The following is an 11,825-nucleotide window of genomic DNA, read 5'->3' as shown; positions in this document are numbered from 1 at the left end:
CACGGTGGCACCGGCCATGACGGGGCCGGCCATGACGGGACCGGCCACGGCAGGACCGGCCATGACGGGACCGGCCATGACGGGACCGGTCACGGTGGCACCGGCCATGACGGGGCCGGCCATGACGGGACCGGCCATGACGGGACCGGTCACGGTGGCACCGGCCATGACGGGGCCGGCCATGACGGGACCGGCCACGGCAGGACCGGCCATGACGGGACCGGCCATGACGGGACCGGTCACGGGGGCACCGGCCATGGTGGCACCGGCCACCGCGGCACCGGTCACGGCGGCGGCGATGACGACCACGCCGGTCACGGTCACGGTCACGGCGGCATGGGGACACCGGGCGGACTGGCCATGGCCGGGCCGGGCGAGGATCGCGACGGTCTGACGCTGGACCGCCTGCATCTGCCGCTGGGCCCGTTCCTGGCCGACTGGCCCGCCGGTCTGACCCTCCGTGTGGTGGTGCAGGGAGACGTCGTCCAGCGGGCCGACCTGGACGAGCCGCCCGTCGGCAGGGCGGCCGATCCCTTCTGGAGCCGACCGTGGATCCGGGCCGCCGCGGGCGAGCCGGTGGGCGTCGGGGAGGCCGCCCGACGGCGGGCGGCGGCGCACCTGGACAGCCTGGGCCGACTGCTGTCGGTGGCAGGCTGGCCCGCCGAGGCGGTGGCGGCCCGGCGACTGCGCGACGACCTGCTGGAGGAGGCGCCCGCCTCGGCGGTCCTGCCCCGGGCGGAGCGCTTCGCCCGGCGGGTCGGCCGGTCACGCACCCTGTACTGGCTGACGCGGGGCATGGGCGTGCTGAGCGCCGCCGACGCCCGGGCCGCCGGCGTCACCGGTCCCGCCGTACGGGCGCCCGGCGGGGACGTACCGGCCCGCTATCGCCAGTGGCTCACCGACGTCATGGACGACGTACGGCAGTTGGACGCGACCGCCCCCCTCGATCCGGTGGCGCAGGAGAGCCCGCGCGGACGGTGGGACGCCGAGCGCCCGCCGTCGGCCGCCCTGGCGGGGCTGCTTCCCCGCCTGCTGGCGGGGGCCGAGCTGGGCGCGGCCCGTCTCGTCGTCGCCAGCCTCGACCCGGACCCGGACGAACTGTCCGCGCACCCGCTGGAGGCCGCCCGTGGCTGAGGCGGGGACGTGGTGGGCGCTGCCGGCCGCCCCGGCGATGCTGCTCGGCTTCGCGGTGCTGGCGGTGGCGGCCGACGCGGTACTGGACGCCCGTGACGCGGGTCGCCGGATCACCGTCGGCACCGCCGTACGGCCGCTACTCGCCGTGCCGCGGGCGCTGCTGGCGCAGCCGCGGCGGTTGCCCGCGGCGGACCGGCTGCTGTGGCGGGCGGGCGTGATCACCGTGCCGGTGGCTGCCGTACTGTCCACGCTGGTCATCCCGTTCGGCGGCCGCGTCGTCGCCGATCTGTCGGTTGCAGTGGTGTGGTTCAACGCCATGGAGGTGCTGACCTGGGCCGGGCTGTGGATGGCAGGCTGGGGCCCGAACGCCGCGTTCTCCCTGGTCGGCGGCTACCGTTTCCTCGCCCAGGGCCTCGCCTACGAGCTGCCGCTGATGTTCGCGCTGATCTCGGCCGCCACGGGCGCCCAGTCGCTGCGGGTGACCGACATCGCCGACGCCCAGCACGGCCTGTGGTACGCGGTGTGGATGCCGTTCGCCTTCGTCGTCTACCTCGCGGGCGTACTGGCCTTCAGCTTCCTGGGTCCCTTCGCGTATCCGGCCGGACCCGACGTCGCCGACGGTGTTCTGGGGGAGACGTCCGGGGTGGACCGGCTGCTGTTGCAGGCCGGGCGGTGGCTGTGGCTGGCGGCCGGGGCCGCGATGGCGGTGCCGCTGTTCCTGGGCGGTGGCGCCGGGCCGGGTCTGCCGCCCTGGGCGTGGTCGCTGGTCAAGACCCTGCTGGTGCTCGCGGTGCTGGTGTGGGTGCTGCGGCGGCTGCCCGTCGTCCGCGCCGACCGCTACGTGGAACTGGCCTGGGTGGTGCTCCTGCCGCTGTCCGTCCTCCAGGTGCTGGTTCCGGCCCTGGTCGATCTCGACCTCTAGAAGGGATCACGTCATGGGCACGACGGACACCGTGCTGCTGTGGGTACTGGGCGTGCTCGCCCTGACCGGTGCGGTCCTGGTGTTCACCCTGAACTCCATGGCCCGGGTCACCTTCGCGCTCCTGACCTCCCTGGTGTGCGTGGGCGGCGTGGTGACCGTGCTGCGGCTGCCGTATCTCGGTGTGGTGATCGTGCTGATGATGGTCATGGAGATGGTGATCATGGCGGTGTTCATGGTCGCGTACATGATGAATCCGGCCGGTCTGATGCCGATGTCGATGCTGCACAACAAGCGCGGCTCACTGGTCATCAGCGGTCTCGTGTTCGCCGCCCTGACCGCAGGGGTCTTCCTGGTTCCGTGGCCCGACCGCACGGGAGCGCGTCCCGGGGACAGCACCTTCCAGGTCGGGATGTCGTTGATGGAGGACCAGATGCTGACCATGGTCACGCTCGGATTCGTACTCCTGGCCACCATGGTGGGCGCCACCGTCCTCGCCACCCACCGCGGACGGTACGACCGCTTCGGGGACGACCTCGATCAGCGGCCCGCGAAGGACCCCGCCGGCGGGGGAGTGGGCCGATGACGTTCGAACTCCTGCTGGTCCTCGCGGCCGGGCTCTTCTGCACCGGCCTGTACGGTGCCCTCTCCCAGCAGTCCATCGTAATGATCATGATGGGGATCGAGCTGATGATCGGCGGGGTCATCGTCGCCGCCGCCGACTTCTGGTACTTCCTGGCTCCGGCGGCCGGCAGCGGCCAGGTCGTGATCGTGGCCGCCGTGGTGGCCATGGCCGTGGAGATGGCCATGGGCTTCGCCGTCACCACCGCCGTCTACCGCGCCCGCCAGGTCGACATGACCGACATGGCCGACGACCTGAAGGGGTGAGCGCGGTGCTCTGGCTGCTCATCGCCCTCCCCCTGGGCGGGGGAACGGTGCTCGCCCTCACCGGACCCCGCATGGGGCGGCAGGTCCCCGTCATCGCCGTGGCCGTCGCCCTGGCCACGCTCGGTGCGGCGGTCGCCGCCGCGCTGACCCGGCCGGAAGCGAGCGCACCGCTGTTCGCGGGGACCGAGGCGGGGCTGGCGGTGGACGGCCTGTCCGCGGTGATGGTGGTCACCGTCGCCGCGGTGACCACCGCCGTACTGGTCTTCGCTGCGGGAGAGTTCACCGCCCACGAGAACAGGGGCCGCTTCTTCGGGCTCATGCTGCTCTTCGCCGGCGCCATGCTCGTCACCGTCACGGCGACCACCCTGCCGCCGCTGCTCATGGCCTGGGAGGTGATGGGCGCCACCAGCTGGGCACTGATCGGCTACCGGTGGCGGCAGCCGGGACGGGCGGAGGCCGCCGACGTCGCGTTCCTCACTACCCGCGCCGCCGACCTCGGGCTGTACCTGGCGGCCGGCGCCGCCGTGGCCGGGGGCGTCGGCTCGCTGCGTCTGGACGCTCTGCCGCACGCGGATGCGCCCTGGCTGCACGTGGTCACCGCGGGCATCGTCGTGGCCGCCCTCGGCAAGTCCGCGCAACTGCCGTTCTCCTTCTGGCTGTCGCGCGCCATGCAGGGGCCCAGCTCCGTCTCCGCGCTGCTGCACTCGGCGACCATGGTCGCCGCGGGCGCGTACCTGCTGCTGCGACTCGTCCCGCTGCTGGACGCCACGGACTGGGCAGGGCCCCTGCTCGCCTGGACCGGCGCGGCCACCGCCCTGGCCCTGGGGCTGGTCGCGGTGGCCCAGAGGGACCTCAAGCAGCTTCTCGCGGCCTCCACCTCGGCGCAGATCGGCTTCATGGTGCTGGCCGCGGGCAGCGGCGGCGTCGCCGCGGGCACCACGCAGCTCGTCGCCCACGCCGCCACCAAGGCAGGTCTGTTCCTCGCCGCGGGGGCCTGGCTGACCGCGCTGGGCACCAAGCGGCTGACCGCGCTGCGCGGGGCGGCCCGCGCCCACCCACTGGTCGGCGTGGCCTTCACGGTGGGCGCGTTCACCCTGGCCGGGCTGCCGCCCCTGTCCCTGTGGGCGGCCAAGGACGAGGTCCTCGCCGCCGCCCGCACCGAGGGAACCGCGCTGTACGCGCTGGGCCTCGCGGCGGCCGCCGTCGCCACCGTGTACAGCGTCAAAGCCGTCCGGTACGTCACCCGTCCCCTCCCGGACGACGCGGAGGCCGGATACGACACCGAGACACACGGCACCCGGCGCGTCGCCCGGACGACACCGGCTCCGCTCCTCGCCCTCACCCTCGCGGCGGCGGTCCTGGGGGTGCTGGCCCTGCCGGGACCGGCGTCCTGGCTGAAGCGGCTGGTCGGCTCCGGGGCCGAACCGTCCCCCGAGCCGTGGGAGCTCGGCCTGTCCGCGGGCGTGGCGCTCGCCGCCGCCGGCCTGGCCTGGCGGTGGGCGTCCCGCCCGCCGCCCGCACCACGCGCCGCCGTCCGGGGGGCCCGCGAGTGGCTGCACCTGGAGCGGGCCGCGCGGCTCGTCGTGGTCCGGCCGGTGCTGGGCCTCGCGCGGACGCTGGCCGCCGTCGACGACCGGGTCGTGGACGGCGCCGTACGGCAGACCGCCCGTGGCGGCCTCGCGGCGGCCCGGCTCGCGCGCCGTCTGGACGACGGCGGCATCGACGGATCCGTCCGTGCCGTCGCCGCCGGCACGCGGAGCCTCGGCCGATGGGCGCGCCGCCCGCAGACCGGACTGCTGCACCAGTACTACGCCCAGGCCGCCGTCGGCTTCGCCGTACTGGTCCTGATCATCCTGTTGGTGAGGTAACCCCTGTGCTGAGCGTCGTCACGTTCCTGCCGCTGCTGGTGTGCGCCGCACTGGTGCTCCTGCCGCGCACCTTCCCCGAGCGGGTGTACGTGTGGGTGTGGATCGCCACCGCCGCCGTGGACCTGGCCCTGGTCATCGGCCTGTGGGCCGGCTACGACACCGGCGGCGGGATGCAGTACGAGCAGCGGGCGCGCTGGATCCCCAGCGCCGGAGTCGGCTACCACGTGGGCGTCGACGGCCTGTCCCTCCCCCTGGTCGCCCTCACCTGCCTCCTGTTCCTGGCCGTCGCCGTCCACTCCCTGCGCGAGACGCGGCGCGTACGCTCCTACGTCTGCCTCTTCCTGTTCCTGCAGACCGTCAGCACCGGTCTGTTCGTCGCCCTCGACCTCATCCTGTTCTTCGTCTTCTTCGACCTCTCCATCGTCGGCATGTTCTTCGTCATCGCCGGGTGGGGACACGGCGAACGGGCCCGGGCCGCGGCGCTGAAGTTCTTCCTGTACACCTTCGTCGGCTCCCTCGCCCTCCTGCTCGGCTTCATCGGCCTCTACCTGGCGGCCGACCCGCACACCTTCGACATCGTCGACCTCACCCGCGCGAACCCGCTGGCCGGACGCGGCCCGTACGCGGGCCTGGTGCTGCTGGCCATCGGCGTCGGCCTGGCGGTCAAGACCCCTGCCGTGCCCTTCCACACCTGGCTGCCGCCCGCCCACACCGAAGCCCCCGCCACCGGTTCGGCGATCCTCGCCGGAGTCCTGCTGAAGATGGGCACCTACGGTTTCGTCCGCATCGCCATGCCGCTGCTGCCCGGCAGTTGGCGCCACTACGCGCTCGTCATCGTGATCGTCGGCGTCGTGTCCGTCGTCTACGGGGCCCTGGTCGCGCTGGCGCAGACGGACTTCAAACGCATGATCGCCTACACGTCGGTCAACCACATGGGCTACGTCCTCCTGGCCGTCGGCGCCGCCGGGACACTCGCCGGCAGCGACGCCCAGGCGCGCACCCTGGCGGTGACCGGAGCGGTCACCCAGATGGTCAGCCACGGACTGATCACCGCCGCTCTGTTCCTGCTCGCCGGAGTGCTCTACGACCGCGGACGCACCTACACGATGGACTCGTACTCCGGACTCGCCGCGCACGCCCCGCGCTTCGCGGCGGTCACCGCCGTCGCCGCGTTCGCCGCCCTCGGTATCCCCGGCTTCTCCGGCTTCATCGCCGAGTTCCAGATCTTCACCGGCAGCCTGGCCTCCCACGCCGTCGCCACCGCCGTCGCCGTGACCGGCATCCTGATCACCGCCGCCCTGTTCCTGACCGCGCTGCGGCGCATGTTCCTCGGCACCCCGCGCCTGCCCGACACCATCCCCACCGGCGGTATCCGGGACCTGAGAACGGCCGAGGCGCTGTCCACGGTGCCGCTGCTCGCGATGGCCCTGGTGATCGGCGTCGCACCGCGCTGGCTGCTGGACGTCATCGAACCCGCGAGCCGCACCCTGACGGGCCTGGTCGCGCGGTGAACGAGAACCTGGCCGCCCTCGTCCCCGAGACCGCCCTCCTGGGCGCCGCCGTCATCGGCCTCCTGGCCGGCTCCTGGCTGCCCCGCCGGCGCCAGTGGCTCGTGGCCGTACTCGGGGCCACCGCCTGCGCGGCCGGCCTGGCGGCCACCGCCGTCACCATGACCACCGGCCGCGAACAGACCGTCTTCGCCGGCGCGTTCGCCGTCGACACCGCCACCGACACCGGCCGGCTCGTCGTGCTCGCCGCCCTGCTGCTGATCATCGGCATGTCGGTGGAGACCGTGAGGGGCCACAAACGCGAAGCCGAGTACTGGGTACTGCTCCTGATGACCGGTGGCGGCACCCTCGCCCTCCTCGGCGCGAACGACCTGCTGATGCTCTTCGCCGCCTACCTGCTCGCCAGTGTCCCCGCCTACGCACTCGCCGGCTTCGCCAAGGACGCCCACGGCACCGAAGCCGCCCTGAAGTACTACCTGATGGGCGCCCTCCTGGGCATCACCATGCTCGCCGGCACCGCGCTCCTCTACAGCGCCGGCCACACCACCCACTACGGCGAACTCGCCAGGACCCTGCCCTCCGCCCCCTACGGCCTCGTCGCCGTCGGACTCGTCGGCGTCCTCGCCGGCCTGCTCTTCAAGGCCGGTGCCGTACCGGCCCACTTCTGGGTGCCCGACGTCACCGACGGCGCTCCGGCACCCGTCGCCGCGTACATCACCACCGTGCCCAAAGTCGGCGCCCTGATCGCCGGTTACCGACTGCTGCACCAGGCACTCGCCGACAGCGACGTCAACTGGTCGCTGCTCCTCGCGATCCTGGCCGCGGCCACCATGACCCTGGGCAACCTCGCGGCGTTCTTCCAGACCTCCGTCAAACGCCTGCTCGCCTACTCCACGATCAGCCAGGTCGGCTACCTCCTCATGGCCCTGGCCGTCACCACCCGCAGCGACACCGCCCAACGGAGCCTGCTGCTCTACCTGGCCGCCTACGCCGTCACCAACCTCGGCGCCTTCGCCGTCGTCACGGCACTTCCCCGGGCCCGCTCTCTCGCCGACTACCGGGGCCTCGCCCGCCGCCGCCCCGGCCTCGCGGCCGTGCTCGTCGTCTGCCTCCTGGGCCTGGTCGGCACGCCGCCCACCGGCGTCTTCCTCGGCAAGCTGGAGATCTTCAGCGCGACCATCGACGGCGGCTACACCTGGCTCGCCGCCCTCGCGGTCGCCAACACCGTCGCATCGCTCTTCTACTACCTGCGCTGGATCGGCCCCCTGTTCCCCACCACCGACACGCCACCCGCCGGCACGCACGCGGTCTCGGGCCGCTGGCCCACCATGACGGCCCACCTGGCAGCCGCCCTGTCCCTCTTGCTCGGCATGGCCGGACAGGCCGTCCTCGAAGTAGCCGAGGGACCACTGCTGCGATGAGACGGACACGTCGCACCCACCGGACGACGTCCGGCAGGTCGGGGCCGCCTGCTACAGGTGGGAAGAAAACACCGGAGCCACTTGCCGCAGGGCTACCCGTGCGGCCCTGTTCGACGCCGCCGTCCAAAGCGACGGCTCAGGGCCACACCAGGCAGTACGGCTGATGCCCCGCCTCATGCAGCCGGTGGCTGAAGTCCTGCCACTCGTGCAGCGATTGAACGCGGCGGCGCGCTGACCTGGTGCTTCTCGGCGAAGCGTGCGTTGACCTGCGGAAACTGCTTTCGGTAGTTCTCACGGGTCAACGCCGTTTCCCAGGCTCATGTGCCCTGGATGTGCCCTCGCGAGCACATGCCTGCCGAGTGCTTGTGGCAGTGGCGGCTCACCAGAGGGCGCCCTGTTCAGCGATCGGAGCAGCCTTGGATCCACTTTGTGCCATGGTCACGCGCGTCTTGAGGTTGATGACATGGGGATGCGTCGTCACGGTGCCTTCATCACGCAGTTGACGTACTGCCTTGATCACTTCTGCCGGTCGGTAAACGGTCTCCAGAAGGGTGTACCTCTTGAGTTCCGGCACTGTCCGCCCCGTGGGCGAGTCGGCTATGAAATCTCGCAGGATCCTTCGCAGGGGAGCTGTGTTCGGCTCGAACTCGAGATCGAGCATTTGCTGCTGCGTGTCCCTGGGGTCGCGGTAGCGGACGCCATGGGAAGGGTCGACCTTCCACATGGCGTCTTTCATCTTCTCCAGCCCCTTCTCGTGCTGGGTGCCGAAGATCAGGTAGAGCTTCCTGCTGCCCTCGTCGACCATCTCGAAGTACAACGTGTGGGAGAAGCCGGCATCGCGCAGGGTCCTCCGGTACTGCTCGCGGAGAAATGTGAACTTCTGCTCGGAAGGCTGCTCGAAGACGGCGCGCCAGTCCTGGGAGCCGAACGCTTCGTCGCCGCGTTGACGGTGGCCGTTGTCATTCTTGGCGAACCGCGTGAGGAAGCCGGGCCCGAAGGTCACCATCACTTCAGTGCTGCGACAGAGCCCCAGTTCACGCAGTAGCGAGTACGGGATGTCCGGTCCGCCGAAGCTGTCCAGGAGGACGAAGAGGGGATGCCTCAGCGCACCTACGGTCCTCAGCTTCTGCAAGAGGACGGGGTGGAAGTCGGCATGCTGTATGTCTATTTGTAGCCGCTTGGCGATGTCGTCCGTGTGCTTCGTGCGGACGAGTGCCATCTGGCGCCTCAGTTCCTCGACACGCCGGGGATCCTCTTCCGTGAGAATCAACCGCATGCGTTTCGGCATTCTCTCAAGTGCCTCGGCGAAGACGTCGTAGGCGATTACCGGTGAACCGGGTTCGCCCTCCTGGTAGACGCCCGCTCCCGCGAAGCCCTCGGCGTACGTGATCACGTCGTTTCGGGACAGGAGGATCGGCGCCCATGCCTCCAGGTACTGCTTGAGTAAGTCGTGTTTGGCTGCCGTATGTGGATCGCGTTCCCAGACGGCGTCCTTCGGCACGGCCATGATGGCTCCCCCCGGTCCCAAATAGCCCGCTGAGAAGAGGGTCACACACAGTTGCCGTGTGTCACCAGAGCGCGTACGGCGTCTGTTGAAGATTGGCCATTACTACGCTGTCACGGCCAGCCGGGGAGGCATCTCGTCCCACGTCGCTCCGGCAAGCTCGCGGCCTCCGGCTTTAGGCGAGCGGCCGCCCCATTGCTTGAAGAAGAAGGGCACGCCGGCCTCGGTGCAGGCATCGCGGATGTCGACCAGCCACGGCTCCTGTACGGGCCGATGTTGGGGCCCAGACTCGCCACCCGCGATGACCCATCCAATGCCGTCCAACCGCAATCCGGTCAAGGGACCCAGGAGTGGCTCGCAGGAGAGGAAGCGCACCGCGGCCGGCACCAGTCGCAGGTCATCGATGCGATCCAGATGCTCTTCATTCTCGACGGAGACTCCCATCCATAGGTTGGGCGGCCATTCGAGCGCGCCGGCCACCCGCCGGAGCCTGCGGGCCCTCTTGGTCAAGAGCTGGTAGGTGTGTTGTGGCGTCTCGGCGATCACCTGGAAAACCTGCCGTACGAAGTCCAGGGGCACCTTGGCATGGAACAGATCGCTCATGGAGTTGACGAAGACCATGCGAGGGGCCTTCCAGTGACGCGGGATATCCAACGCGTCCGGGTGCAAGGTGAGGCCGAAACCCGGGCCGGAGGTCCTGGGATCACCGTCCACCTGATACTTCGCAACGCCCATGGCCTTCAGGCGTTTTGATAAGACCAGCGCATAGCAGTTGTCGCACCCGGAGGAGACGCGGTCGCATCCTGTGGTGGGATTCCAGGTCGCCTCGGTCCACTCGATCGTGCTGCGATCGCCCATCGGTCCCCTCCCGTCGCGGGGTGGACAAGGACCATCAGCGCTTGCCCGTGCCCACTCGCGCTTCGACTGCGCTGCCTAACGAGCGGCGTGCCGAACTGACACGCGATCTATCACTCCATCCTTCACGTCGAACGTACGTTCTGTGAAGAGGGCGTTGGGGCCGAACCTGAGTTGCTCAGTGCCGTGTGGGGGGCAGGGCTGGCCCTGCGCTGGGAGCCGTCCTGAGCCAGCGCACGTCAGGCCCTGGCAGCGACCGAGGTCGGTTCCTTGCGGCCGTCGGCGAGTGCGGCAAGATGCCGCTCCGCGTCCAGCGCGGCCTGGCAGCCGCTCGCAGCGGCGGTGATCGCCTGGCGGTACGTGTGGTCGACGACGTCGCCGGCGGCGAACACGCCCGGGATGTTCGTGCGGGTGGAGGGCGAGATGACATCGATGTAGCCGTTGCTGTCCAAGTCCAGCTGGCCCTTGAACAGCTCCGTGCGCGGATCGTGGCCGATGGCGATGAACAGGCCGGTCGCCTCCAGGTCACGGGTGGCGCCGCTGAAGACGTCGCGCAGTACGAGCCCGGCCAGCATGGCGTTGCTCTCCTTGATCTCGGCAACCTCGGTGTCGAAGGCGAAGGAGATCTTGTCGTCGGCGAAGGCCCGGTTCTGCATGACCTGTGAGGCGCGCAGTGTCGAGCGGCGGTGGACGACGGTCACCGAGCGGGCGAAGCGGGTGAGGAAGGTGGCTTCCTCCATGGCGGTGTCGCCGCCACCGACCACGACGATGTCCCGGTCCCGGAAGAAGAACCCGTCGCAGGTTGCGCACCAGGACACGCCGCGGCCGGACAGTTCCTCTTCCTTGGGCAAGCCGAGCTTGCGGTAGCCGGAGCCGGTCGCGATGACCACCGTCTTCGCGCGGTGGACGGTGCCGGCCGTGTCGGTCAGGAGCTTGACGTCGCCGGTCAGGTCGACGGAGACGATGTCGTCGTCGACCATCTCGGCGCCGAACTTCTCGGCCTGGGCCCGCATGTTCTCCATCAGGAGGGGGCCGTCGACGCCGTCGGGGAAGCCGGGGAAGTTCTCCACCTCGGTGGTGGTCGTGAGGGATCCGCCGACGAAGATGCTGCTGCCGAAGAGCAGGGGCTTGAGCTGGGCGCGGGCGGTGTAGAGGGCGGCGGTGTATCCGGCGGGGCCGGAGCCGATGATGACGACGTCGCGTATCTCGCTCACGCCGTCGCCTCCGGCTTCGCCGGGGCGATCTCGGCGATCAGGCCCTCGACCAGAGTCTTGATCTCGTCGCGGATCGGGCGCACGGCCTCGACGCCCTGGCCGGCCGGGTCGTCCAGCTTCCAGTCCAGGTAGCGCTTGCCGGGGAAGACGGGGCAGGTGTCGCCGCAGCCCATCGTGATGCAGACGTCCGACTCGCGGACCGCGTCGACGGTGAGGATCTTCGGCGTCTCCTTGGAGATGTCGATGCCGACCTCGGCCATCGCGGCGACGGCGGCCGGGTTGACCTGCTCGCCTGGGTTGGAGCCGGCGGAGCGGACCTCGACGCGGTCACCAGCGAGGTGGGTCAGCCATGCTGCGGCCATCTGGGAGCGGCCGGCGTTGTGGACGCAGACGAACAGGACGGACGGCTTGTCGGCCATGGTGATCGTTCTCTCTCGTCGCAGGGCGGAACCCGGCCGCCGATGACTTCAGCCCCCGCTGGTATCAGCGGGCAGTGATGTGACAGTATCAGTGC

At 70.5% G+C, this 11,825-nt stretch carries 11 protein-coding genes and 1 pseudogene; 7 read left to right on the top strand and 5 right to left on the bottom strand.

What is annotated here, in order from left to right; genetic code table 11:
• Nucleotides 1-330 (bottom strand): annotated as a pseudogene (locus ACZ434_RS07420) (FxsB family cyclophane-forming radical SAM/SPASM peptide maturase); the annotation flags it as partial.
• Nucleotides 331-336: 6 nt separating this feature from the next.
• On the opposite strand from ACZ434_RS07420, the gene ACZ434_RS07415 reads away from it, so the two are divergent.
• The 7 genes from ACZ434_RS07415 to ACZ434_RS07385 are packed head-to-tail and all read left to right on the top strand — an operon-like array spanning nucleotide 337 to nucleotide 7,738.
• Nucleotides 337-1,134 (top strand): hypothetical protein, encoded by a 798-nt coding sequence (locus ACZ434_RS07415; RefSeq protein ID WP_468452743.1) that lies wholly within the window; start codon nucleotides 337-339, stop codon nucleotides 1,132-1,134.
• A complete protein-coding gene (locus ACZ434_RS07410) occupies nucleotides 1,127-2,056 on the top strand; it encodes an NADH-quinone oxidoreductase subunit H (protein ID WP_468452741.1) in 930 nt (309 codons plus the stop codon). Before ACZ434_RS07415 ends, ACZ434_RS07410 begins: the two co-directional genes overlap by 8 nt.
• 13 nt (nucleotides 2,057-2,069) lie before the next feature.
• Nucleotides 2,070-2,639, top strand: coding sequence for an NADH-quinone oxidoreductase subunit J family protein (locus ACZ434_RS07405; RefSeq protein WP_468452739.1), 570 nt, complete (start codon nucleotides 2,070-2,072; stop codon nucleotides 2,637-2,639).
• Nucleotides 2,636-2,941 (top strand): NADH-quinone oxidoreductase subunit NuoK, encoded by a 306-nt coding sequence (locus ACZ434_RS07400; protein WP_468452737.1) that lies wholly within the window; start codon nucleotides 2,636-2,638, stop codon nucleotides 2,939-2,941. The genes ACZ434_RS07405 and ACZ434_RS07400 overlap by 4 nt, the downstream gene beginning before the upstream one ends.
• The gene (locus ACZ434_RS07395) at nucleotides 2,938-4,809 is read left to right on the top strand and encodes a proton-conducting transporter transmembrane domain-containing protein (protein ID WP_468452735.1); all 1,872 of its coding nucleotides are present in this window, start codon (nucleotides 2,938-2,940) and stop codon (nucleotides 4,807-4,809) included. Before ACZ434_RS07400 ends, ACZ434_RS07395 begins: the two co-directional genes overlap by 4 nt.
• A gap of 5 nt (nucleotides 4,810-4,814) precedes the next feature.
• Nucleotides 4,815-6,320, top strand: coding sequence for a complex I subunit 4 family protein (locus ACZ434_RS07390; RefSeq protein ID WP_468452733.1), 1,506 nt, complete (start codon nucleotides 4,815-4,817; stop codon nucleotides 6,318-6,320).
• Entirely contained in the window at nucleotides 6,317-7,738 is a 1,422-nt protein-coding gene (locus ACZ434_RS07385; RefSeq protein ID WP_468452731.1) for an NADH-quinone oxidoreductase subunit N, read from the top strand. The genes ACZ434_RS07390 and ACZ434_RS07385 overlap by 4 nt, the downstream gene beginning before the upstream one ends.
• 379 nt (nucleotides 7,739-8,117) lie before the next feature.
• Here the strand turns inward: ACZ434_RS07385 and ACZ434_RS07380 are convergent, their stop codons facing one another.
• The 4 genes from ACZ434_RS07380 to ACZ434_RS07365 all read right to left on the bottom strand — a co-directional run bounded on the left by ACZ434_RS07380 (nucleotide 8,118) and on the right by ACZ434_RS07365 (nucleotide 11,730).
• Nucleotides 8,118-9,245 carry a three-Cys-motif partner protein TcmP gene (locus ACZ434_RS07380; protein WP_468452729.1) on the bottom strand — a complete coding sequence of 376 codons (1,128 nt, stop codon included), beginning with the start codon at nucleotides 9,243-9,245 and terminating at the stop codon, nucleotides 8,118-8,120.
• Nucleotides 9,246-9,347: 102 nt separating this feature from the next.
• Nucleotides 9,348-10,100: a DUF5131 family protein gene (locus ACZ434_RS07375; protein WP_086703503.1), complete on the bottom strand. Its 753-nt coding sequence runs from the start codon at nucleotides 10,098-10,100 to the stop codon at nucleotides 9,348-9,350.
• Nucleotides 10,101-10,336: 236 nt separating this feature from the next.
• The gene (gene trxB / locus ACZ434_RS07370; RefSeq protein WP_076975674.1) at nucleotides 10,337-11,311 is read right to left on the bottom strand and encodes a thioredoxin-disulfide reductase; all 975 of its coding nucleotides are present in this window, start codon (nucleotides 11,309-11,311) and stop codon (nucleotides 10,337-10,339) included.
• Nucleotides 11,308-11,730 (bottom strand): arsenate reductase ArsC, encoded by a 423-nt coding sequence (locus ACZ434_RS07365; RefSeq protein ID WP_468452726.1) that lies wholly within the window; start codon nucleotides 11,728-11,730, stop codon nucleotides 11,308-11,310. Before ACZ434_RS07365 ends, trxB begins: the two co-directional genes overlap by 4 nt.
• Nucleotides 11,731-11,825: the final 95 nt, after the last annotated feature.

It is taken from the genome of Streptomyces sp. NPDC030893, from assembly GCF_055571535.1.
Note: the sequence above shows the minus strand (reverse complement) of the source record. Positions and strands in the feature narration are given on the sequence as shown.